General features: G+C 52.9%; 19 protein-coding genes. 18 read left to right on the forward strand and 1 reads right to left on the reverse strand.

Going from position 1 to position 25,004, the window contains the following annotated elements; genetic code table 11:
* The first annotated feature begins 23 nt into the window (after window positions 1–23).
* The 14 genes from ABIT76_00730 to ABIT76_00795 all read left to right on the forward strand — a co-directional run bounded on the left by ABIT76_00730 (window position 24) and on the right by ABIT76_00795 (window position 16,623).
* A complete protein-coding gene (locus ABIT76_00730) occupies window positions 24–1,085 on the forward strand; it encodes an acyltransferase (protein ID MEO7931660.1) in 1,062 nt (353 codons plus the stop codon).
* Between the two features lies 1 nt (window position 1,086).
* On the forward strand, window positions 1,087–2,064 hold the full coding sequence (locus tag ABIT76_00735; protein MEO7931661.1) for a glycosyltransferase: 978 nt from the start codon (window positions 1,087–1,089) through the stop codon (window positions 2,062–2,064).
* A gap of 102 nt (window positions 2,065–2,166) precedes the next feature.
* Window positions 2,167–3,282 (forward strand): glycosyltransferase, encoded by a 1,116-nt coding sequence (locus tag ABIT76_00740; protein ID MEO7931662.1) that lies wholly within the window; start codon window positions 2,167–2,169, stop codon window positions 3,280–3,282.
* A gap of 35 nt (window positions 3,283–3,317) precedes the next feature.
* Entirely contained in the window at window positions 3,318–4,730 is a 1,413-nt protein-coding gene (locus tag ABIT76_00745; protein ID MEO7931663.1) for a hypothetical protein, read from the forward strand.
* A 2-nt stretch (window positions 4,731–4,732) separates the two neighbouring features.
* Complete coding sequence (locus tag ABIT76_00750; GenBank protein ID MEO7931664.1) at window positions 4,733–6,346, forward strand: hypothetical protein; 1,614 nt, start codon at window positions 4,733–4,735, stop codon at window positions 6,344–6,346.
* Window positions 6,339–7,574: a glycosyltransferase family 4 protein gene (locus tag ABIT76_00755; protein MEO7931665.1), complete on the forward strand. Its 1,236-nt coding sequence runs from the start codon at window positions 6,339–6,341 to the stop codon at window positions 7,572–7,574. The genes ABIT76_00750 and ABIT76_00755 overlap by 8 nt, the downstream gene beginning before the upstream one ends.
* Window positions 7,575–7,591: 17 nt before the next feature.
* Complete coding sequence (locus ABIT76_00760) at window positions 7,592–8,614, forward strand: glycosyltransferase family 1 protein (GenBank protein MEO7931666.1); 1,023 nt, start codon at window positions 7,592–7,594, stop codon at window positions 8,612–8,614.
* Between the two features lie 30 nt (window positions 8,615–8,644).
* Window positions 8,645–10,510, forward strand: coding sequence for an asparagine synthase (glutamine-hydrolyzing) (asnB, locus tag ABIT76_00765; GenBank protein ID MEO7931667.1), 1,866 nt, complete (start codon window positions 8,645–8,647; stop codon window positions 10,508–10,510).
* 13 nt (window positions 10,511–10,523) lie between these two features.
* Entirely contained in the window at window positions 10,524–11,591 is a 1,068-nt protein-coding gene (locus ABIT76_00770; GenBank protein MEO7931668.1) for a glycosyltransferase, read from the forward strand.
* Window positions 11,592–11,683: 92 nt separating this feature from the next.
* Window positions 11,684–12,136, forward strand: coding sequence for a putative colanic acid biosynthesis acetyltransferase (locus ABIT76_00775; protein MEO7931669.1), 453 nt, complete (start codon window positions 11,684–11,686; stop codon window positions 12,134–12,136).
* A 9-nt stretch (window positions 12,137–12,145) separates the two neighbouring features.
* Window positions 12,146–12,967, forward strand: a complete 822-nt coding sequence (locus tag ABIT76_00780; GenBank protein ID MEO7931670.1) for a glycosyltransferase family 2 protein — start codon at window positions 12,146–12,148, stop codon at window positions 12,965–12,967.
* 86 nt (window positions 12,968–13,053) lie between these two features.
* Window positions 13,054–13,884: a glycosyltransferase family 2 protein gene (locus ABIT76_00785; GenBank protein MEO7931671.1), complete on the forward strand. Its 831-nt coding sequence runs from the start codon at window positions 13,054–13,056 to the stop codon at window positions 13,882–13,884.
* Entirely contained in the window at window positions 13,877–15,112 is a 1,236-nt protein-coding gene (locus ABIT76_00790) for a glycosyltransferase family 4 protein (protein MEO7931672.1), read from the forward strand. The genes ABIT76_00785 and ABIT76_00790 overlap by 8 nt, the downstream gene beginning before the upstream one ends.
* A gap of 161 nt (window positions 15,113–15,273) precedes the next feature.
* Window positions 15,274–16,623: a sugar transferase gene (locus tag ABIT76_00795; protein ID MEO7931673.1), complete on the forward strand. Its 1,350-nt coding sequence runs from the start codon at window positions 15,274–15,276 to the stop codon at window positions 16,621–16,623.
* Between the two features lie 286 nt (window positions 16,624–16,909).
* On the opposite strand, the gene ABIT76_00800 is transcribed toward ABIT76_00795, so the two are convergent.
* Entirely contained in the window at window positions 16,910–17,827 is a 918-nt protein-coding gene (locus ABIT76_00800; protein ID MEO7931674.1) for a PEP-CTERM sorting domain-containing protein, read from the reverse strand.
* Window positions 17,828–18,826: 999 nt separating this feature from the next.
* Here ABIT76_00800 and ABIT76_00805 point away from each other — a divergent pair.
* From ABIT76_00805 to ABIT76_00820, 4 genes are all read left to right on the forward strand, one after another.
* The gene (locus ABIT76_00805) at window positions 18,827–20,599 is read left to right on the forward strand and encodes an O-antigen ligase family protein (protein MEO7931675.1); all 1,773 of its coding nucleotides are present in this window, start codon (window positions 18,827–18,829) and stop codon (window positions 20,597–20,599) included.
* 152 nt (window positions 20,600–20,751) lie between these two features.
* Window positions 20,752–22,086: a hypothetical protein gene (locus ABIT76_00810; protein ID MEO7931676.1), complete on the forward strand. Its 1,335-nt coding sequence runs from the start codon at window positions 20,752–20,754 to the stop codon at window positions 22,084–22,086.
* A gap of 34 nt (window positions 22,087–22,120) precedes the next feature.
* Window positions 22,121–22,840 carry a polysaccharide biosynthesis/export family protein gene (locus ABIT76_00815; protein ID MEO7931677.1) on the forward strand — a complete coding sequence of 240 codons (720 nt, stop codon included), beginning with the start codon at window positions 22,121–22,123 and terminating at the stop codon, window positions 22,838–22,840.
* Window positions 22,841–22,877: 37 nt separating this feature from the next.
* Window positions 22,878–24,998, forward strand: coding sequence for a polysaccharide biosynthesis tyrosine autokinase (locus ABIT76_00820; GenBank protein ID MEO7931678.1), 2,121 nt, complete (start codon window positions 22,878–22,880; stop codon window positions 24,996–24,998).
* The last annotated feature ends 6 nt before the right edge of the window (window positions 24,999–25,004 follow it).

The following is a 25,004-nucleotide window of genomic DNA, read 5'->3' on the forward strand; positions in this document are numbered from 1 at the left end:
GTTTTGGGAGTTTCCTAGTGACGATGATCCAAACAAAAACAACAGTCGTAGGACTGCGTAACGAATGGGTGGACTGTCTCCGGGGTTATGCCGTAATATTGGTCTGTCTTAGTCATACGTTCTATCTTCCACCCATTCATCGTGCGTTTCCGGGTGTGTCGTTCTACTTCAAAGGAGATATTGGAGTCTGGTTGTTTTACGTGATTTCCGGATTTCTAATTGGAGGGCTTTTGCTGAATGAGAAAGCTCATCCCGGTGGAGTGCACCTTGGCCGGTTTTATGGCAGAAGATTTTCCCGGCTGATTCCAAGCTACCTCGCTCTTGTGCTTGTCATGAACATCACGGCATCTGGATCCATCCAGCGGGCAGGGATTCATTGGTGGCTTTTTTTCATCCCTTGGCTGGACATGACGCCGGGAATAGGTTATCTGCCTTTCCATTTGAGGACACTCCATATCGAGGAGAAATTCTATTTGGGGTGGGGATTGCTGTCTAAGTATCTTCCGAGACGGGTGTTATTTTGGTTTGCGGTAGGACTTGTTGTCTACGGTCCTATTGCTCGAGTGTTGGTCTATTTTCCAAATGGCCCCTCAACGTTGATGTTCGATAGTGCTGCGGATTGTTTCGGTATTGGCATTCTTTTTGCATTCTTTCAGACCCAAGTGTCGGGGCAATGGAGGAGGCTCAATAAGCTAACGGAGCGACTGCTTTTCGGCCCTGGCGTAATCATGATGCTAATGCTGCTTGTGGGTCTATTAAGACAGATTAAACCATTTTCCTATTTTCTTATTCCTTTCCTGCCGACGGTAGTCTCTCTCCTTTCCATCGCTTTGCTCTATTCTGGCTGGGAGAGGCGGTCGGTATTTCAGGCCGCTTGGGTCGCCAAGGTTGGGTTAGCCAGCTATACTATTTACCTCTTTCAGCAACTTGTGCTTTGTCCATGGAACGATGTGTATGCTTGGGAGTTTACTTGGTTGCGCTGGATGGGTGCTAGCGCTAGCGTTTGCGTATTTGTAATTTTCTGGTTTAGAAGCGTGGAGGCTCCGATTACGGTGTGGGGTCGCCGAAGTTTTTCGAGTCGCTGAAATGGCCATGTTGAATCTGCTTTATAAGGAGCCGGATACAGACCGCTGGGTTCCGGGAGACCGCTACCCACGGAGTCTAGTGCGGCGGATCCTGAGGGGGCCGCGCCGGCCGGGGGGGCAAGAACGGGTTTTCCTAAACCTTTGTGCCGGACTAAAGCGGCTGGGAGTTCCCTTCAGGACAAACGATTTCACATGGGCCAAGCGAAATCCAGATGCTCCGGTAGGGATCATCGGCAAGCCTCATGTTCTAGACCTGATGGAATGGAAAAATCCCATTCTCTTCGGTGCATCAGTGATGGCGCATCCATTGGCCGATCCCGATCTCCTTAACAGGAAGCCGATCCGACGCATTCTGGTTCCTGGTGAGTGGATGCGGCAAATGTGTGAACCCTACTGGGGAGACCTTGTCCGAGCCTGGCCGGTTGGGATCGATACGGAAATGTGGAAGCCGGGTTCGACAGGAGATAAGGACGTTGACGTTCTAATCTATGACAAGATCTATTGGAATCGGGAAAACTTGGAGCCATCGCTTCTAACCCCGATCATCGAACAACTTAATAACTTGGGGCTCCGGAGTGAGGTTATCCGCTATGGTTTCTATAAAGAAGATACGTATCAGAGGCTTTTAGCCCGTTCACGAGCCGTCTGCTATTTGTCAAGGCACGAAACCCAAGGAATCGCCTATCAACAGGCACTTGCTTGTGATGTTCCGATCATCGCGTGGGACGTCGGCGGCTTCTGGGAAGATCCGGAATTCTTTCCACATCGGGTCCGCTTTTCACCTGTTTCTTCAGTACCTTATTGGGATGAACGCTGCGGAGAAAGATTTGTCGGCCCTGAGACATTCGAGGCCGCGTTTAGCAAGTTTTGGGATGGATGCCGGGCTGGTATTTATGCTCCGCGAGATTACATTCTTGATAATCTTACGTTGGAGAAGGCTGCACAGGCATATCTAAATCATTGGAACTCCACATTTTGAGGTGTCGGTTGGAGAGATACTGGATTTTTTAACTAGATCTCTAGGTTTAAAGACGGCACTGATTGTTATAGAACTGTCTTTGTTTTCATTGAGTAGTTAGCTATGAGGTCGCTTTTCATTTTTGATCCCAAAGATTTGTACTCACCAATACTTGGTGGCGTGCAACTATGCTCGCAGGAATTTCTGGATATAGTAGGCGCTGCATCGGAGGAATTGGAATTGGTCCCTGTCAGTGTCACAGATGCTCCCATTTGGCGTCTGCGTCGCCTATTCGGTCTTGGATCATATCTGTTCTATCGACCAAAAGACGTGCGTGAGGTATTGGTGAAAGCGGCGGCTTCCATAGATCCAACGCATATTTTCTTAAATCGTTCAGAACTAATCAGGATTGCACCATTAGTTGCTGAGCTTGCCCCACACGCAAAAATTGTTGTCATGTCTCATGGCAATCAAAGTGGCGACGATCTTTATGAAGTAGCAGGTCCCGGAGGAGCGCGTAAATCCAAGATCGGAAGGATTAAAGCCATGTGGCAACTTGGTCTAGACCTAGCAAATGAAAGTCGTTACCGTCACCGCTATCTTGATGCTGTTTGCGTAATGTCGGAGGAGGAGGAAATTCTAGAGCGCTGGTTGGGTGCTACTACGACCGTGGTACTTCCCCGCATTATCAAAGTCAATCCGTTGACTTGGGAGCCCATTTTCGGACGTATTGGTTTTGTCGGTACATTGAATCACACACCCAATCGAATAGCGCTGGAACGATTGTGCGACCACCTCTCCACCTTTGATGCTTCGAACTTGGAATTTCGATTGGTTGGCGGGCCCGATGATGTAGGGCGCGCACTGGCTACAAAATATTCGTTTGTTGTATATCTGGGAAAGCTTAATGATGAGATGCTTCAACGGGAGGCGGCCAGTTGGACCCTGTTTCTCAATCCAATATTCTGGCTCTCGCGCGGAGCGTCTATGAAGCTAGGCCAGTCGTTGTCGTGGGCTATTCCTGCATTAACTACAAGAGCGGGTGCGCGGGGATATCAATTGACTTCGGACCAGTCGTTTATCACAGGAGATTCCGTTGAGGCTTTTACTGCAACATTACTCGACGTTGTTCACAGTAGTGACCAACTTTCCAAAGTTAGGAACCGGCTTCTCCGTTCTGCAGAGGATTGGCCAAATGTCCAGTTCTTGGCTTCACGTTTGAAGTCGATTTTGGACTAACTGATCAAGCTGTTTGCACTTGATTTCATAATAGCATGCGCTTGCTCATTGTGTCCCCTCATTTTCCGCCGTCCAATGCGGCGGACATGCAAAGGGTTCGCTTGCTTTTGCCTTATCTGCGCGAGCAAGGTATCGAAGTGTTAAGCGTAGAGCCTGACCAAGTCGCAGCCCCACAAGATCCCTGGCTGGCGGCGGGACTTCCGACGAACGTGGTAGTGCATCGAGTAAAGGCATTGGATCTGAAATGGGGGAAGGTTCCTGGCTTGGGAATGCTGAGCTTTCGGGCTATCGGAGCGTTGCGGCGGCGCGGGGATGAGCTGCTTGAAAGAAATGTGGAAGGTGGAAAGCGGAAAGCGAGATTTGATTTGGTCTATTTCTCGACCACGCAATTTGGATTACACGTATTGGGACCTCGATGGAAGCGGAAGTTCGGTGTGCCGTTCATGATGGACTATCAGGATCCTTGGGTGAGTGATTACTACAGGGACCATCCAGAAGTTACTCCACCGGGTGGAAGATTGAAATATGGCATCGCGAGTTGGCTTAACCGTCGTCAGGAACCCAAGGTGCTGCGTGAATGTTCCGGGATAACGAGTGTTTCACCTGCCTATCCACAGCAGTTGGCGAAGCGGTATCCGTGGTTGCGGGTGGAAGACTGTGGGAAAGTCGAAAGTCGAAGGTCGAGGGTCGAAACAGAGAAAAGTCCGCAGCGGGTGGCTAAGCACGCCATTCACCGATTGCCCTCTCTGACGATCCCGTTTCCGGGCGATGAACGAGACTTTGATCGGGTAAAGGCAGAGAACATAAAACAGGAGGTCTTCGATCCAAGTGACGGATTGATCCATTGGGTTTATGTGGGCGTCTGTCCTTCGAGCATGTTGTTCTCCGTTCGCTCTATGTTTGCCGCTTTGGCGGTGAGAAAAGCGGAAAGTGATAGGCAGAAGCTGAAAATGGAGAAGCTGAGACTGCATTTTATCGGAACTTCTTACGCCGCAGCCGGAACGGGGGTGAAGATCGTTGAGCCGTTGGCGGCGGAATACGGCCTGAGCAAATGGGTGTATGAATCCACCGACCGCATTCCTTATTCTGAGACTCTGCGCTGCCTTCTCGATGCGGATGCCCTGATCGTGCCGGGTTCCGATGATCCGGGTTATACCGCCTCCAAGATTTATCCTTACCTGCTGGCCAGAAAACCGCTTCTGGCGGTGTTTCATGAGCAAAGCTCTGTCGTTCCTTTGATCCGCAAAGTTGCCGGTGGCAGCGTCGTTACCTTTGCCAGCGGGGAAAATGTGGAGACGATTGCGGCTCGCATTCTCCAGCAGGTCGAAATAAGGGATGGCAGGCTCCCGCAAATTTCTTTGAATGAGGTCGCATTTCAGCCATTCACAGCAGAAGCTCAGGCTAAACAATTAGCTGATTTCTGGAAGCATTGCCTGGAGAATAGATAAACATGCCCGCCACTGCTCTCAACACCCCGGCAATTACAGGCGCGCTTGATCTGAACTTTGCGGAAATGTCGCAAAGGGTCAGGCGCCTCTATGCGGGGGCACGAGTTATCTTAACCTTGGCCGTGGTGGCGGGAGGTATTGCCATTCTTCAACAGAATCCTTCCTGGATCGCGTCCTACCTGCTTATTAGCGGCAGTAGTCTGGCGTTGGTTTGGCTCTGGACCAGTGCTCCACGCCAAGGCCTGCCTTTGCTGCCCATTTTCGCGGTGCAACATTTGGTGATCTATGCCCTGCCTTTCGTGATTCAAAATAAGACCGTGCAAATTACCCCCGTCCCCGTGCTGCTTCAAGCCAGCCTGGGGTTTTGCCTTTTTCTCGGCTGCTGCTGGGGAGGGCGCGCCTTTGGCCAAGGGCTGATCGGAAGAGTGCGTCCCTCTCGTTGGAATCTGTCTCTGGCAGAGGGCAGGAATGCCGCTGCCCGCTGCTTCTCGCTGTCTTTTGTGCTTTTAACCATGGCGCTTCTCTTCTATGTAACTGCGCGCGCCGGTTGGTTGTTCACCCTCTTGCCAGCCGACTTGTTTCCCTTGCTGCGAACTTTTGCCACAGCCGCAGCCATGCTGGGTGGGATGCTCGGTGCCCTGGTTATCGGCAAACTCAAGTCCGATCTTCGACAATGGTTATTCTGGGCATTAATCATCGCCATCTGCCTGCTCTCAGTGGCCGATGTGCTTGTGTCTGGAGCGAGCGGTGTGGTCATCGCTGTGATGCTGGGCCTGGCCCTTGGCTCCAGACGCCTTCCTTGGAAATTTCTGGTGATTACATTTGCGATTATCGGCGTCCTCAATCAGGGCAAATTTGTCATGCGCGCTCGCTATTGGGACAAGGACTCGGGATCCACGGTAACGATGACCCAACTCCCCGCCTTTTTTCGCGAATGGATTTCCGCGAGCTGGGAAGTGTGGTCCAATGGCGAGGAGCAAACGGCGCTGGACGCCGTAGCTGACGGTACTAATGGCCAGTCGATCCTGGATCGCATCGACAACCTGCAAAATCTGACTTTCATCATCGAGCGGCTGGAACCAGGCGACATCCAGACTCTGCACGGAGAAACTTACACTTTAATACCCAAGTTGCTGATCCCGCGCTTGTTCTGGGCTGACAAACCACGCGCCCATGAAGGTCAGATTTTGCTGAATCTCCACTACGGCCGCCAGACATCCGTCGAGGACACTGAAAAAACGTATATCGCCTGGGGGTTGCTGCCGGAGGCGGTGGGAAATTTTGGCATCCTCTGGGGGCCGATCATAGTGGGATCTCTGCTGGGGATTTTCATTGGATTGATTGAAGCTTACTCCCTTAGAATCAGGCTCTTCTCCATCGAGGGAATTGTGCTTCTCGGATTACTGCTGCAGGTGGCGGGCTCCTATGAGATGGTGGCCAGTGTGCTGGTGACATCCACTTTTCAGTTTCTCGTGGCCAGCCTGGCAAGCGGTATTTTGTTGTATAGCTGGTTCAAAGGCTCCCGAAACCAAGCCGCCCCTTGGAAGAGCAAGGGTTTAAAGATGCGACTTGCACCGCACCCTGCGGGAGAGTCACCGCCGAACAGTCATGTCTGAAAGTGACTCGCCCTTTCGACTGGCAGTCGTGGTCTCGCATCCGATTCAATATTACTCCCCCTGGTTCCGCCACTTGGCCAGCCAGCCCGGTTTGCAGTTAAAGGTGTTTTATTTGTCGGATGCTGGCATCACCAAAAGTGAGGATGTAAGCTTCAAGACGTCTTTTGCCTGGGACATTCCCTTGTTGGAGGGCTATGAAGCCGAGTTTGTGGAGAACCGCAGCACCCAACCGGGGACGCACCATTTTCGCGGTCTCAACAATCCGGGCGCTTCTCGCGCCATCAGGAAATGGAAGCCGGATGCCGTGCTCCTGTTTGGCTATGCTTATCTGACGCATTTGCGCCTGATCGTCTCTCCCTGGTTAGTCGGCGTGCCGTTCCTGTTCCGGGGCGATTCCCATGAGCTTTTTCCGGCCTCGGGCTGGAAGCCCCTCTTAAATCGGTGGTTGCGCAGCTTGCTTTTCCGTCGGTTCTCACACTTTCTAGCCGTGGGTCGGGCCAACGTGGACTACTTCAGGCGGAGTGGAGTTTCAAATTCGAAAATTAGCCGGGTGCCTCATTGCGTTGATAACAGGCGCTTCCAGTTGGCAGCGCCTCAGGCTGATCTCGATGCAGCTGAATGGAAACAATCTCTGGGTATCCCGCATGGGGCCGCAGTGGTGTTATTTGCAGGAAAATTGGAAGACAAAAAGCGTCCGATGGATCTTCTGCAGGCTTTTCTGAATTTGACGAAATCCGCTGATGCTGTGGCGTCCGTGTTGCTGTTTGTAGGGAGCGGCCATTTGGAAAGCTCCTTGAAAGACGCATCTGGAGCAGAAACTGGACGTCGTGTTTTCTTTGCTCCTTTTCAAAATCAAACCGCGATGCCGAAGGTTTATGCCATGGGCGATGTGTTAGTTCTGCCGTCGTTTGGGCGGGGCGAGACATGGGGGTTGGCGATCAATGAAGCCATGAATCTGGCCCGCCCGGCGATTGTTAGTTCCCATGTCGGCTGCGGACCGGATCTGATTATTCCAGAGGAGACTGGCTGGAAATTTGAGGCAGGCGATGTGGAGGCTTTGAAGGACGTTTTGCGAAGTGCCCTAAGCGATCCTGTTCGCCTGAAGAAAATGGGACTTCGTGCAAAAGAGCACATTGCCAATTACTCCTATGATCGGGCCACCGGAGCCTTGTTGCAGGCTTTGCATTTGAAGCTTGCACCTTCGGGTCTTCCGGCGGCATCCGTATAACTTTACTCTCTAAATCTTTGCCTACCGTCATCCACCATCAGCGGCTACCCGAGCAGGGGCACGTGAGCATCGAGCGCCTGTTTCATGGTATTCGGAAGAAGCTGTCCCCAAAGTGGCACGCGCAGGCGAGTGTGAGCCCATTTCCGAGCCAGGGAGTAATTCCACGCCTGAGGAATTTGAAAGCCGCGTCCAAGTTGGTGGCCGACATCCATCATATTGTGGGCGATGTGCATTATCTCGCTTTTCGTCTTCCGGCGAAACAACTGGTCCTGACGATTCACGACTGCGCCGCGCTGGAAAGATTGAAAGGCTGGCGGAGAGAATTGCTGCGTCAGCTTTGGTTTGTGGGCCCCATGAAACGTGCCGCTGTAGTGACGACTATTTCTGAGACAACCAAAAATGAGCTGCGCCAGTGGGTGGGCCGACTCGCGGATAAAGTTGTCGTGATTCCTAATTGTGTGCGAGCCGAGTTTGAGCCGTCTCCCAAGCCTTTTAACGCAGAGTGCCCGGTGATTTTACAAGTCGGCACTGGATGGAACAAAAACGCGGAAGGCGTGGCTCGTGCCTTGATTGGTCTATCCTGCAAACTCGAAATCGTGGGCGCACTTAGTCGTGGTCAGCGCACGGTTCTGAATGCCAGCCGGGTGGATTATCGGGAACTTGGACGCATTTCGGACACAGAGCTATTAGAAGCTTATCGGCGGTGTGACCTGCTGGTGTTTGCCTCCTTTTATGAAGGCTTCGGTTTGCCGATTTTAGAGGCCCAGGCGATTGGCCGTCCGGTCATCACCAGCCAGACCAGCTCCATGCCAGATGCGGCTGGCGCTGGAGCGCTGCTCGTGGATCCGGCGGACCCACAGTCGATACGGACAGCCGTGATAAAAATCCTATCCGATGCGAATCTCAGGGAACAACTGATCCAAGCGGGCTTTAAAAACGTAGAACGATATCAAACAGAAAAAGTCGCGCTTCTTTACGAAAATATTTATGATAAAATCATAATGGCAAACACCCAACCTTCGAACAAACAGGCCACTTAGAGCCTGCTCCGTTTCTCCCCTCCCCCCTACATGTGCGGCATCGCCGGATTTTTCGGTAGCGCTCCGGCTGCTAATTTTGCAGACCGCGCGTTGCGCTGTCTCGCCACGCGAGGCCCGGATGGCAGTGGCACGTGGTTCAGCCCTGCGGGTGATGTGGGGTTGATTCACACCCGGCTGGCGATTCTGGATCTCACCGAAGCCAGCCGCCAGCCGATGGCCTTTTGTGAGAAACCGGCGACGCATGTGGAGGACCATGCGAAGTCCCCTGGCCGCTTCTGGCTGATCTTCAATGGAGAGATCTATAACTTCCGCGAGCTGCGGCGTTCTCTGGAAGCGCAAGGTGAGACATTTACCACCACGGGAGATACCGAAGTCCTTTTGCGTCTGCTGATTCGGGAAGGCGTGGCCTGCCTGCCGAAGCTGGCTGGAATGTTTGCCTTTGCTTTCTGGAATGAGGACACCGAAACCGGACTCCTGGTCCGCGATCCTTTGGGGATCAAACCTCTCTACTACAGCCAGAGTGACGATTCTGTGGCATTTGCCTCCGAATGCAGAGTGCTGCGCCACGGAAACGATGCGATTGATCCCACTGCCTTGCGGGATTTTTTTCTCTGGGGGAGCGTGCCGGATCCAGAGACGCTCTATCAGGATATCCGCCAGTTATCTGCGGGACACCTGCTCCGGTGGAGTCGGAAAGAAATCACCATTGAATGCTGGCATCAAATCACGTTAAAGGCGCCCGATCCGAGCATTCTTAGCTATCACTTTGCCCACCGCAAGGCAGCTCGTTCAGACTTCTTGCTTGCAGCCGATCTCACCCGCGTGGCCCTCGAGGAAAGTATATCCCGCCATCTGGTGAGCGATGTTCCAGTGGGAATCTTTCTCAGTGGAGGCATTGATTCCACGATATTGCTGGCATTGACCCGCCAAACCTTGGGACCTCGTGCCGACATCAGGACGTTTTCCATTGGATTCGAAGATCCTGAGTTTGACGAATCCGAGTTAGCCCGCCGCACTGCGGAACATTTTGGCGCGACACATACGGAATGGATGATGTCCCCAGAAGAAGGCGCTGCGGAAGTGGGTCCTTTTCTGGAAGCCATCGACCAGCCAGGCATCGACGGCTTCAACACTTGGTGTGTGAGCAAGCTGGCTCAACGAGAGGGATTAAAAGTGGTGCTGTCTGGCCTGGGCGGAGACGAGCTTTTTGCTGGTTATCAGTCTTTCGATCAAGTCCCCCGCTATCGCACTTGGCGCAAAGCTTTGGGCCCCCTCCGTCACGCACTGGCCGCCGTATTGGACTTACAGGAAGCTGGCTCCCCTTTTCGCCGACTTTCAGCTTTCTTTCGTGGCCATGGAGATTGGCTGCACGCGTATCATGTGCAGCGGGGAATTTTCACAGCGGAAGAGGCCGCCGAACTCTCAACGCAACTCGCCGGGGTTCCTGCTAAAACGAACTGGACTGTACCACTACTTCCATCCGACTCCAAGGATGTGATCAGCTTACTGGAAATCACTCGTTATATGCGGAACCAATTGTTGCGAGATAGCGACGTTTATTCCATGGCTCATGGACTGGAGTTGCGCGTGCCTTTTGTGGATGTGCGCTTAATCGAAACACTGTTCTCACTACCGCCAAAACTGCGCCTACGGCGAGGAAAACAACTTTTACTGGATGCTGTGCCCGAGGTTCCAGAGTGGGTTCGCAATCAATCAAAGCGAGGTTTTCGCTTTCCTTTTGAGCGTTGGATGGAAGGCCAATTTGGGGATCTTCTTGACACAGCCCGCGATAAATCTCCCGTTCCGCTGAAACTTTGGTATCGAACTTGGGCTGTGGCAGTCGCGATTAAATCCATCTCCACAGTAGAACGATGCTGCGAGGTGGGCGCTGCCTGAGGAACTCTCATAGATGCGCGTGCTTCACACTGTAGCCAGTCTCCGCCTTGCCACGGGTGGACCTGCGCGCTCAGTTCCTGCTCTGGCCAACGCCTTGGCAGATCTCGGCATCGACAGCCACATCTGGTCTCCTGAGCCAGCAGATGGATTTGACACTCCTCCCCGATTTACAGCTTATCATGGAAATTTAGCCACAATGGAAAAACAGCTGGGCGACTTTGATTTGATTCACGACCATGGACTGTGGTTGCCAACGAATCACGCCGTCTCCAGAATGGCCGCCCGTTTCCATGTTCCAAGGATGGTCAGCCCCAGAGGAATGCTCGAGCCATGGGCTCTAAACCATAAGAAATGGAAAAAGAAACTCGCCTGGTGGTGCTATCAACGACGCGATCTGGCTTCCGCATGCGCCCTCCACGCCACAGCGGAAAGCGAGGCAGATCAGTTCCGCAACCTGGGACTTAAAAATCCCATTTACGTTATTCCCAATGGTGTGGAAGTCCCTGAACCTAGGATAAAGGCGCATTCCCAATCAGCCACCAAGACAGCCCTTTTCCTCGGGCGAATTCATCCAAAGAAAGGTCTTCCCCTGCTCGTGCAAGCCTGGGCGCGAGTGAAACCCGAAGGCTGGAAAATGCGGGTGATTGGACCTGATGAAGACGGGCATCGAGCCGAAGTCGAAGCATTGGTGGCTCAGCACGGACTGGCAAACGACTGGCAGTTTGAAGGTGCCCTTGAAGGTGAGCAAAAGACTGCGGCTTTTTGCGAGGCAGATCTTTTCATTCTACCGACCTACAGCGAAAATTTTGGCATTGCCATTGCCGAAGCACTCGCAGCGGGAGTTGCCGTCATCACCACCACTGGGGCCCCTTGGCAGGAACTGGTAAAACACCGCTGCGGATGGTGGGTGCCTCCGAAAATCGAGCCTCTGGCCTGCGCCTTGAAAGAGGCTCTCTTGATGGACGAAGAAGAAAGACAACAAATGGGACACAGAGGAATTGCCTGGATGAAGGAGGGCTTCACTTGGCACAGTCTAGCCATTCGAATGCTAGCCGCATATAATGACAATATTTTACGATGATATCCTCATCTCCTCTTAACATCCAAAAAAACCGAATGGACCGCAAATGGTCACGCCACGAGTTAGTGGGCAGAGTATTGTGGGCTTCATGCATGCCATTATTTCGCTATAGCCCACGTTTGTTATGGGGTTGGCGGCGGCAGCTACTTCGTCTTTTTGGCGCAAAAGTAGGTGGCAATGTACATATTCACCCAACCGTTAGGATTTTCATCCCATGGAATTTACGCATAGGCGATTGGTCTTCTATAGGCTTTGATGCCTTGCTGTATAATTTGGGAACCTTGGTGATCGGCGAAAATGTAACAATTTCGCAACGCGCACATCTTTGCGGGGGCAGCCATGATTATCGCGATACATCGATGCCATTGCTTAAGCTTCCAATTACAATCGAAGATAATACTTGGATTTGTGCAGATGCTTTTATTGGGCCGGGTGTAGTTATTAAGCGAGATTCAGTTGTCGCAGCTCGCGCCGTAGTAGTAAAAAATGTGGATACAGGAACTATAGTCGGCGGCAATCCTGCACTACCGTTTTCCAAACGTTAGGACGAGCCAATGTTTTCGATTTTGATTCTAACGAAAAATGAAGAGTGTAATATAAGCGCCTGCTTACAGTCAGTTACATGGTGTGACGATGTGGTGGTGCTAGACTCTTTTAGCACCGATCTCACCTGTCAAATTGCAGAATCATTTAATGCCCGTACTTATCAACACTCGTTTGATGATTTTGGTTCCCAACGCAACTATGCATTAGACCATATCCCCTTTAAATATGCTTGGGTATTCCACCTAGATGCAGATGAGAGATTTAATAATGCATTAACAATGGAATGCGAGCGCGTCATAATTGAAGATCGGTGTAGCGCGTTTTCTGTACCGAATCGGATTATTTTTCTCAATCGATGGATTAAGTATTCTACCCAATATCCCTATCCACAGGTCAGGCTTTTAAAGGTGGGAGAAGTTCGCTTTATCAAGGCAGGTCATGGCCAAAAAGAAGATCATTTATTGAGAGGTGTGGGATACATCGCAGTTCCTTACGACCATTACAATTTTTCTCATGGTTTGGCGGCATGGGTACAGAAGCATAACCACTACTCCACGGAAGAGGCGAAAAGCATTTATGAAAACGAGGCTGGTACACTTTTGTGGTCGGATCTACTTTCGAGAGATTCCCTACGTCGCCGACGTGCTTTGAAAAAGCTTCACTCGCAGATGCCGTTGCGCTGGCTCGTGAAATTTTTCTATCTGTATATCCTTCGAGGTGGATTCTTAGATTATTATCCAGGTTTAGCTTACTGTGCTTTACAAGGATTCTATGATCTCTTGATTTGTATTAAGCTCCGTGAGCTTCGCGAATCAGGTTGTAATCGTTAATTATCCGCCTTAGCTGCGAACAAATTATGTATCCAGATAAGAACCAATGATTTGATAAATGTGTGTTTGTAATCTGAAATCGCTCCATGTTACCCGTCCCGTTATCCGTTTGCATTCCAGTACGTAATGAAGGGGCCAATCTGCCCGCCTGTCTGGAAGCCTTAAACGGAGCGGTCGATGAACTCGTCGTGGTGGATTCCGGCAGCACCGATGACACGCAAAAAATCGCACGAGAGTTTGGCGCGACTGTGCTCGACTTTAAATGGAATGGTAGTTTTCCCAAAAAACGAAATTGGGCTCTGCGAAATCATACGTTCCGAAATCCCTGGGTTCTCTTCCTCGATGCCGATGAACGCGTGACCCCGGCCTTTCTTAACGAATTGCGCGAGACTCTGCCAGGCACGGACCATGCAGGCTTTTGGATCTATTTCCATAACTGGTTTATGGGGCGACCTCTAAAACATGGAGATGTTTTTTGCAAGCTAGCTTTGTTTCGTATTGGCACAGGAGAATACGAGCGATTCCCAGAGGATTCTTGGAGCCATCTGGACATGGAAGTGCACGAATACCCGATCCTTGAGGGCAGCGTTGGAGAAATTCACGGGCGACTGGAACATCGCGAGGATCGCGGTCTGGCACATTACATTGCGAAGCATGAAGCCTACGCGGAGTGGGAGACGAAACGCTTTCAGTGGCTGCAAACCGCCAGCCCGGAGGAGTGGGCAAAATTTACGCCACGCCAAAGATTCAAATACAAGCATCTGAACGATTGGTGGCTGGGGCCTCTTTTTTTCCTGATCACTTACTTTTTGAAGCGTGGCTTTCTCGATGGGAAAGCGGGCGGGACGTTTGCCCGGTTGAAGTGCCGCTATTTCATGGACATCCGGCGCAAAATCAGGACTACGGCTCGTGGGTAAACGCCTCTTGATCCTCACCCGAACGTTTCCGCCGAGTCCGGGAGCGGTGGGCCACCTGGTGAAGGAATTGGGCACAACGTTGAGCGAGGCGGGGTTTGTTGTGACGGTGATTGCGGCTGGTGCGGGAGACGGTGAAAAAGACGGGGGGCTCGAAGTGGTGCGGGTCGGATCGCTGCCGTTTTCGCGTCAAAGTCATGTGAAACGCGCGCTGAGTTATTTGAGTTTGTATCCCGCCATGCTTTGGACGGCGGCGCGCCAGCGACGACCGGATGTGGTGATTACGACAACCGATCCGCCTCTGCAAGCGGTGTTGGGGTGGCTTTTGAAAATCTTCTTCGGTTGCAAACTGATTCACTGGAGTCAGGATTTGTATCCAGAGATGGCGGAGGAAGCAGGGGTGATTCCCAAAAATGGCGCTCTGGCCAGAATACTTCGCTGGATTTCCACCGCTGCTTTGAAGCGGCACGATCAGGTGGTGTCGATCGGACGATGCATGTCGGACCGGCTGATCGCGCGTGGGCTGAACCCGGTGCGAATTACCCTGATCGAAAACTGGACCGACCCGCAGTGGATTCATCCCATTGACCAGGCGGTAAACGCTTTCTGGAGGGAGCAAAATCTGAGTGGCCGCTTCGTGGTGCTCTACTCCGGTAACATGGGAATGGCACATTCGTTTTCCGAAATTCTGGATGCCGCCGAGACGCTACAGACCAGTGCACCCGACGTGCTTTTTCTCTTCATCGGCGACGGCCCGCGTCGATTGGAAGTGGAGGAAGAGTCGAGTTTGCGCGGGCTCAGCAACATTCGATTTTTGCCTCCCCAACCTTGGACCACTCTGCCGGAAAGCTTGGGTGCGGGTGACGTCCATGTCGTCTCCCTGCGGGCGAATCTCAGTGGATTGGTCGTGCCCAGCAAATTTTACGGAGGCATGGCCGCCGGCAGAGCCTGCCTCTTTATTGGCCCCGAAAAGTGTGAGATCGCACAACTGATCGCAGCTCATCGCACGGGCAAAGTGATGCCTCCCAATGATCCCGCGAAGTTGGTCGCAGCGATTCTGGATTATCGGGATGATGCCACTCTGCTCAAGGGGGACAATGAGCGTGCGAGACGGCTTGGCGAAGGAGCGACCCTTGAAAATGCCATCCGGCAATTCCTCGAATTACTTTCCAAGGTCTCTCCCCGCCCTTCTAGCATTAACGTTCCATCACAAGGTGTGGATTGCCGGTGAATCTCTATTCATAGGTTCAAAGGAAACGTTCTTGTCATATTTTTTAAAAAACTGATGTTTTCTATATGAGCAGTGTTGTGGTCCCCCAAGCGCTTAACCGCGCCAAGTCCGATAGACAAGCGGCCCCGTTCTTTTCTCAAAAGTGGGCGTTAAGTCTGCTCATGACTTTCCTCGATGTGGCGAGTTGGATAGTGATCTTCAGGTTGTTCATGCTCATTCGAGGCACTACAGAAAATACATCTCCGATGGCTTGGTTTGCTTCTTGTTCCATCGGATTAATGGTCACCATCGGGGCTCTCTACATTGTCGGAGGCTATAATCCGCGCCGCGACCAGCGGACTTTGATCTTTGCCGCAGAATTTATTCTTTCGATGCTGGCAGCGGCAGCACTGTCCTTTGTTTTTATTTACGCCATGGCGACCTACAGCCAGGGCATTCGCCCGAGTCGTAGCGTTCTGCTGTCCACTTTTCTCACCTTTCCTTTGGTGGCTCTATTCTACAGACGGCTGATCGCCGGCTGGTATTGGAGCCTGCGCAAAACTCGTGAGTTTCTGGTCATTGGTGGCGGAACGCTGGCCCAAAATTTCAGCCGGGCATTTCGGAAATCTTCGTCTACAGAGAAACTGCGTTTTGTCAGTGATGAGCCCGATGTCTTTTCCCAGCCAATCGATGGGGAGGGATCGCCCGTAATCAACCGCAACGTCCTCGAGCATGTGCGGAATATCAGCAGTCAAGTCGCTGGCATCGTCATCGCAGAAGAACCAGGAAAAATCAGTGCAGCTCTAACCGACGCCCTGCTGCGGCTGCACTTTGAGAGTGTGCCGGTTTACACGTTGGAATCTTTCTACGAAACATTCTGGCAGAAGGTTCCCGTAATGGCTTTAGACCCTGTCTGGCCATTGCAAAAGGGATTTCCGTTATCCACCGATACGCATTATGCCAGTTTCAAGCGGATTTTGGACATTCTCTTTGCTTTAGCGGCGCTGACTCTTTTGGCACCAATCTTTGGCATTGTTGCGCTGATCATTCGTCTGGAAAGTCGTGGGTCTATTATATTCAAGCAGGAACGCGTGGGCTGGCACCGGCGCTCTTTTATGGTCCTCAAGTTCCGCACTATGTATGAACGGGAAGAAGAAGGTAGCCTCTATACTCAATCGAATGACAGTCGCATCACTCCCTCAGGGCGCTGGCTGCGCAAGCTGCGGCTGGATGAGTTGCCCCAGCTCTGGAACGTCCTTATCGGTGATATGAGCGTAATTGGCCCCCGAGCCGAATGGATTAAATGTGTGGCTCTCTACGAGGATTACATTCCCTCCTACCACTTCCGGCACTTGGTTAAACCCGGCATCACAGGCTGGGCTCAGGTCAATTATCCATATGGTGCCAATCTGGAAGATGCCATCCAGAAGCTGAAATATGACCTCTATTATATCAGGCACTATTCCTTGAAGCTAGACGCCATGATTGTGCTTAAAACAATTCATGTCATCTTCCTGGCCAAGGGAAAGTAGGCCGCAATCAAAAAGCTCTTTTCTGTAAGGGCATTTGACTTTGGGAATATCGCTTGAGGCATGACGGCACGACGCTTTATTTTCGATACCCGCACATTGCATACATTGGTTAATAGAACTTGAGGTCAACCTTGCTATACATGACGAAAGGCTGACATCCTACGCGACGCTGGCATATCCCCATCAACTGATAAACCAGCAACGCCGAGATATAACACAAATGTAATTACCTAAAAAAAGCGGCACCGTTACCAGTGCCGCTTTTTTATAGTAGTCTTGTTGGAGCTTACGCTGCCTTGCGGCGGCGGAACATCATTGCCGCACCACCTAGGCCAGCGATGATCGACAAACCAACTGTGGAAGGCTCAGGAATTACGCTATAATTATTCAAAATCAGACTATTGGACCCAGCATTAACCTTACCTCCATTGTCAGAAGTAGTATCTGTAACATTGTAAGTGGCAGCCACCCGTTGAATATTTTCAGTCAAAATTCCAGAAGCTGTAGCTTCGTTAGTAAAAATAGCTGACTTCGTACCAGTGCTATCCGTAATCGCGGCATTCAAAATACCGGCCATATCAATGGTGACCTCAAGCTTGAAAAGCGGGGATGTATTATAGGGCTGAAAAAGGCCGGACGGGGTAATGGTGGAACTAGCCAAAATGTCACCGGGGAGATATTTGTCCAAATAAATTCCTAAGTTGGTGACAGCCGGAGCAAAACGAATGGCCGCGACGCGAGCACCTGCGGCATTTGTAAACGTGAAGGCGAAGGTATCGCGGGTGGAATAGGGAGCCGCAGAATCGGTGATCGCGTAATTCGTAGTGAAGTAAAGGCTGCCATTACCACCATTCCCTACCGTAATATCAAATGGACGATAAAGACTGACGGAATTCTGCCCCGGAACCACATCTGGCTGGAGAAGTCCACCCAGAGAAACCACTTTGTCGCCGACGTAAGAAGAATATCCAGAAATTTGCTTAACAAATTCCGACTGCCCGATCGAACTCCCCCCACTCGTTGTAATCCCAGTATCCTCATCATTGGTTAACCACCCATCTTGGAATGATAACGATAAATTACTTGTTAAGCCATCGAAATTAGTCGTATAACCGAGAGCTCCAAAACCAGTTGACAGGGAGCCAACCAGACAGATTGCTGAAATTAACCCGAGAATTTTGAAAGAATGATTTTTCTTTGTCATTAGAATTTTAGTTAAGGTGGGAAGGCGGGGATGTTTTTAAGGATTGCTTTTGAGGGGCTGTGACGATCCCGCTGGTGGAAGAATAATGATTGCACCACGTGGTTTTGGCGTGCCTGCATACGACGAACCGGTCAAAACGCAAAAAACTGAAACTATCAATGTGAGGAGAACAAGCTTTTTCATAGAAGGGCTTATAAGATATGGCAGGAATCTCGTCAAATGTATTTTAGGGGAAACAATCGGAGTTCCTGTAAATTGTCCAATAGATGCGATGCGACAAGAGTTGCAGAATTCATACATCTTGCCAAATACTTTAGCAGTAGGGTAAATGATCTGGAGTTGAAAATTTCCCCCTACGAAAGTTCCTCAACGCTCAAATTTTACCTGCTATTGAGCATTGGGATAGTGGCAGCGATTTTCCTTTGCGGAGACCATGATCAAGGAGGGGAAGGTTTGTTTCTGGCTCTTACGGGCTTTGGCCTTCTGCTTTGCCCTCCGCAACTGCGATTATCCAGAATGCTCGCTGTCTTGAGTGGCAGCTTTTTGTTGTGCTGCAGCTTCTCGCTACTGCCAGCGACGTTTGCAGGCGGACAGGGCTGGCGTGATCGCTTTGTAGGTTTGCCAGTAAATTTAGGGAAACTTGTCACTCCCATCCCAGAGGAAACTCTTTTCTGGCTGGGAATCGCTGCCGTCTCCGTGGGCCTGCTGCTCTTTTGCCTGACGCAACCGCTCCGTTCCAGGTCGCTGCTGGCCTTGGCCACCGCGGGGGCTTTGACTTGCGCAGTTTATGCAGGACTGGCCATCTATTCCTTTAAAACCGGATGGAAGTTCCCATTTGATACGGAGCCAACTTTTGGCTTTTTCCCAAATCGCAATCACACCGCCAGCTTTTTAGTGACGGGATGCATGCTGGCCCTCGGCGTTTTGGGTGTGGCTCGAAAACACTGGCTTGCAGGATGCCTGGCGGCGGGTTCTTTGGCGACTTCAGTCACGGCACTAATGGTGTATTCAGGGTCCCGGGGAGGAGTTGTATTTCTATTTGGCGGAATCTTGCTTTGGTTGCTTGGTCTGGGAAGAAAACGCTGGTCGATCCCGCTGGCGGTCTCCGTTTCAGGCATTCTCTTGGCCGCCCTCATCTTCTTTATCGTCTCCAAAGGCGAGGCCCGGAACCGCCTGCTGGATCAACTGGGACTCGATCATGACCAAACCAAAGCCCATATCCGCGTGTCCAGTTCATCTGAGGTCGAGACCGAACCGACTCTGGATGGCCGGATTCTAATTTTCCAAGACACTTGGCGAATGATTCAGGATGCGCCGCTGACCGGAGTGGGCTTGGGTGCCTTTCGCTATGTTTTTCCCCAATATGGAAATGCATCGCTGTCGGAATCGACCAGTGTCCATCCTGAAAGTGACTGGTTGATGCTGGCTGCGGAAGCCGGGCTGCCCGCGGTGGTCGTGGCGGTAGCGATGACTTTCATCCTATTGAGCCGGGTCGCCAGCCAGCGGGAACATGCCTACTGGCCGCTCCGCTGGGGAGTCCTCTGTGCTGTGCTCGCCGCATTGGCCCACGGGATGGTCGATGTGCCCATCCACCGCGTCGCCTTGGGCTGGTGGGTCTGCCTTTTTGCCGGGGCCGGATTGCAAACCTGGCCTGCTACCGAGACCCCTCCCCGTCTCTGGGAACGAATCATTTTCTGGCTGACTGGATTGCTGGCGCTGACATTAGGCATCTGGATGGTGGGCGCGGAATGGAAAGGCTTCCGCTCGACTCCGCCTTTTGCCGCAGCAAAAGATCAGGCCGAAATTTTGCGACTTTTCCAGTCTCATCAGCTGGAGAAAGCCAGCAACCTCGCCAGCGAGGCGATCGCCCGCTCTCCCATGGCGCACGCGCTTTATCTTCAAAAAGGCATTCTTGAACTCAACTACGAAGGCACCGAGAAGGAAGTGGACGGTTATTTTTCCGCAGAACGCGCACTGAACCCCGACTGGGTGCGGGTCCCTATTCAACAAGGCATCGCCTGGATGCAGGTGGACCAGCAGCGGACTTTGCTCCTCTGGAAGGACGCCATCGCCCGCAGCCAGCGCCTCGACGCCAGCCCGCAGGGCTCCAAAGACCATCTCCGGCGCACTTACGAAACCCTCCTGCAACAGAGCGCGTCGTATCCCGATTTACTGCGGGCGCTCCGTGAGCCGAGCCGGGGCCAGGCCGGGCTCACCCTCCTCTGGCTGCGCACGGTTCCAAATGCACTCGCGGCCAGCGAGTTTAAAAACATCGCAGGGGAAGACGCGACTTTGAGTCCCATGTCCGCAGCCGAGCGGCTGTCGTTCCTGCAACTCTGGTATCAAAAAGGCGACCGCGCCGCCCTGTTTCAATTCATCGAAACTCACCCCGACTGGAAGGACGCTGCCTGGCCGGTGCAGATCCGGCAGCTCGTGGATGACAAAAAATTCCAGGAAGCCGTGCAAAATGTCACCGAGCATCACCATCTCGACCTCTCGCTGCCGACACCCGGCACTGGTAAAACCCTGTCTTATCCAGAGGAAATCGAAAACCCGCTGGAAAAATTCACCTTCTACTGGAAATCGGGCAACGAGGTCACAGCCCGGCGCATCCTCGAGGAAGCCCGCGTGCAGGCAGAGAAATCCGCCAAAAAATCGCCCGAAGTCTGGAGAACTTGCGCCGCTCTGGCCATCCACGACCAGCGCTGGGACGCGGCCTGGTCGTGGTTGCAGCGGTATTTGCGAGATTCGGGTCTGGACGCCTCATTCTGAAAAAGGTAGCTTCCGGTTCCCCTCGACCGATGGCTCATTGCAAATTTCCCCAGACAGCACTTCGCCGCCCTCCGCGGACTGGGAAAAACTGGATTCGAGTCGCATTGTTACCTTTCAGCCTGGCCGCGGTGGGGAAATTGGGAGCCCAGACCGTGTCCACCGTCCGCGAGGCGGAATTTCGCTCCCGCTGGACGGATTATCAGGTCGATAAAGCCAAAACCAAGTCCGCCCAGGGCGAGGCCGACGCGGCAACAAAGGAGTCGTTGTTGACCAAATTCACCCAGTTTGGCCCATTGGAGTTCCATGGTGGTCTGACCACGGGGTGGGAATATTCCAACGAAAAATACACTCTCAACAACCAGACGAACCCCTCCAGCAACAGTTTTTTCGTCGCGCCGTCGCTGCTCGCCACTTACCAGAAAACGCTCGGCACATGGGACATTGGAGCCAGTTACTCGGTGGGCTGGCTCTATTATCTGGACCCCAATTACGTCGGATCGAACGGAGATGTGACGACTTCGCAGACGGCCAACGTGACTTTGCTGCGCATGAACGAGCGGGTCACGATCCGCTCGACCACGAACGCCTCCTCGGGCACCGGATTCGACATTCAACGCGGCCAGGCGACGGATCGCGTGGCTGTGGGGGAAAATTTTTCAATCGAGTACCAATTGACTGAATACATGCGCACCGGCGTGAGCGGCAGTTTCGGGTCCGATACATACAGCACGCCCGGGGGCGCGAACAGCGCTGGCGATACCACGAACTACCGATATGCGGGTGCCATTTTTCTCGATAATTTCTGGACGGATAAAACCGCCTATCGCCTGGAACTTTCCGCCGGCTCCGACATGCAGGACAATGGAGGCAATTCCACTAACGACCGGACGTATGCCCAGGGCGTGATCCGGGTGAATTACGGGCCGACTTCGAAGCTGGCCTTCACTGGTAGCATCGGTCTCGGCGTGCGCGATCAGACTCAGACCAGCAGCAATTCCGAGAATGGGCTGCGGACGGTTTACTCGCTTTCGACGACTTACACGCCTTCGGAAAAGACTTCCATTCGACTCTATGTCGGCATCGAGGGCGCGGCCAGCCTGCCGGAATTTACCCTGGCCGTGAACTGGCATCCGCGGGAGTTCACTTTTCTGGAACTTTCCATCTATCAGCAGACTGGCCTCTCCAATTTCACCTCCACGGACGAACGGCTCTCGAAGGGTTTTCTGCTCAGTTTCCGACAACGGTTTTTTGCCCGGCTGGATGCCAGTCTCAGTGGCGGCTATGAACAAAACGCTTCCATAATCAACGGTTCGACAGCGAATGAAGAAGATCCATATTCCTTTGCCGCCATCGGACTGGGCTGGCAAATGAACACCCACCTCTCGCTCCAGACTCAGATCCGCACCTCGAAAGGGCGCAACTCCCTCGGCTCGGCGGCGAGCGGCCAGCAAACCCGAGCGTCGATGAGTTTAAGTTTGACTTTCTAACCGTCCCAACCACCATATTCGACTCTTTTTATTCATGCTTGGAAAATTCTTCTCCCTCCGACTTTGCGTCGCCGGTTTGCTGATCGGTTCGTTGCAAACCCTTCCCGCCCAAGACAATGGAGCGCCACCTTTGCAGCAGCCGGCCCAGGAAAAAGCCACACCCGCTCCCACTGCGGCTCCCACAGATTCCACCAGCCGGAGCAACGCGACCGCGCCAGCCGACGACTTCAGCAACAAAGTCATCAACTCTGCTGCCAACGACTACGTGCTGACCACGTCCGACACGCTGGAGATGTCCATTTTCCACGAGCCCGACCTCGCGACTCGCAGTAAAATCAGCAGCGACGGCTCGGTGCAGCTCCCGCTCATCGGCGACACTAAAGTGGCCGGAATGACCGTGCGCGACGCCCGCGAATTGATCCGGAAACTTTACGACGCGCGTTATTTGGTCAAGCCGCAGGTCTATCTGAACGTCGTCGATTACGCGCAGAAAAAATTCACCATCCTCGGCCAGGTCGGCAAGCCCGGCACCTACGAACTCCCCGGCGGGACTTCCATGACACTCTTGGAAGCGGTCGGAGTCGCCGGCGGATTCACCCGCAGCGCGGACCGGGGAAAAGTGAGCATCCAACGCACCACTAAAAAGGGCCGGGAATCGATCAAGATCAACGCCAAGAAACTCTCTGGCGAAGGTGAAAACAGCTTCACCGTGCAACCAGGCGACGTCATCACCGTCGCGGAAAGCTGGTTCTAAGTCGTTGCGGATGAGAATTTTGTAGAAGTCAGACCCCATGAATAACGAAACGGATAACACATCAAACCTCGGCGGCGACGGCCCGTCGCAAGGCGACAAACTGGCCAGCTACTATCACGCCGTCCAGGAGCGTCTCTGGATCGTGCTGCTTTGCCTCGTCCTCGGTGCCATCGGGGCGGCGATCAAGGTCGCCATGACCGTTCCGAAATTCCAAGCGCGGTCCGTATTATTTCTGGAACAGGAGCAAAACAAAGTCCTCAACAACGTCAAAGAAGTGCGCGATGAGCAGGTCGGCAGCCTCGACATGATCAATACCGTGGTCGATTTGCTCGGGAGTTACACCTTTGCCGAGCGCGTCAGCAAACGCATCGAGTGGAACGACGACCAGCACCACGCGATCCAAGGGCCCGATATTCCGACGGCTGGCCAGATCCCGCAGTTGGTGACTCCGCGTTATCGCAAGGCGACCCGGTTGATCGATATTTTTGTCACGCACACGAATCCGCAAGTGGCCACGATTCTGGCCAATGCCTATGCAGAGGAATATATCCGCTACGTTTTCGAAAAACGCTCCGAGGCCAGCAAAAACGCCCGGCGTTATCTGATCGAGGAATCGGAGCGGCTGCGGGAAAAGATGCGCGTTTCTGAGGAAGCGTTGCAGAATTTCCGCCAGCGGGAAAACTCGCCGTCGCCAGAAAAGCAGCAGACGCTGCTCGAGGGCAAAGTCCAGCAATCCACCGCGCAAATCGACCAGTTGGAGGCGACTCGTTTCCAACTCGACTCTGATTTGAATGTGGCCCGCGCCAACGTGGGTAAAATCGATGAATTGCTCCGCCTCCCGAGTGTCGCACGAGAGCCAAAAATCGCCCAGCTCAACCAATCGATCGCAGACCAGGAGCGCGTGATGCTCCTGCTTTCGCAGCGCTATCGCCCGGAGCATCCGACTTACATTGCGAACCAGACGCAGCTCAACTCCCTGATCACGGACCGCAATACCACATTGGAAAATGTCGTTTCCCTTCTCGAAACCGGGCGCGACCATCTCCAGGCGCAACTCGACGAGATCAACAAAGACAAAAAAGCCCGCGAGTCCGATTTGCTCGCCGTCACCGGTAAATCCGTCGAATACAACGACCTCAAGCGCGAACTCGACACCGATCGGCTGATGTATGATTCCGTCCTCAATCGCATGAAGGAAATCGACATGACAACTGGTTTCACCAGTTCGCCAGTGAATATTCAGGAGCGCGCCCTCGGTGCCGGCTCGCTGACAGAAAGCCCGGTCAAGGTTTACATCACGAACATCCTCCTCGGACTCGCCGCTGGCGTCGCCATTGCTTTGGGTCTCAATGCGTTGGACACCTCCATCCGCACGGTGGAATCGGCCGAGGAAATGACCGGCTTGAGCGTGCTCTCAGCCGTTCCCATTCGCAAAAAGAAAGCCGGCCCCGAGGCGTCGAGCATCTTCGATACTGTAACCAATCGCAGAGGCTTGATCGCCGAAGCCTTCCGTTCGCTCCGCGCGTCGCTGGCTTTTTTGTCGGTCAACGAAGTCAAACGCACCTTCATGATTACCAGCGCCGTGCCATCGGAGGGAAAGACTTTTTGCAGTGCCAACTTCGCGATCACGCTCTCCCAGCAGGGCCTTAAAACCCTCCTGATCGACGCCGATCTCCGCAAGCCCATGGTTTCCAAGGTCTTCCTGAACAAACACGTCAGCCCCGGCCTGAGCGACGTTCTCGCCAACATGGTTCCTCTTCCCGAGGCCGTGATCGCCACCGAAGTGGAAAATCTCACCATACTCACTGCCGGCAACCACGCCCCAAATCCCGCGGAACTCCTCGGCACGACTCGTTTCAAGGAACTCCTCGACGAAGCCCTCCTCACCTACGACCGGATCGTCGTTGACACCGCCCCCTGTCTCGCCGTGAGCGACGCGCAACTCATCGCTCCTTATATGGAAGTCCGCTGCCTCGTCATCCGGGCCATGTCCACTCCGAAACGCACCGTGCTGCGCGCCGTCAAAACCCTCGATGAAATCAATTGCCTGCCCGACGGCATCATTCTGAATTTCCTGCCCACCCGCAGCAGCTACTACTACTCCGGCCGCTATCTCGGATCGTATAGTGGCAAGGGAGTTTACGGTGCCGAGGCGTGATTTCCT

The sequence above is a fragment of the Chthoniobacterales bacterium genome (assembly GCA_039930045.1).
Taxonomy (GTDB): domain Bacteria; phylum Verrucomicrobiota; class Verrucomicrobiia; order Chthoniobacterales; family DASVRZ01; genus DASVRZ01.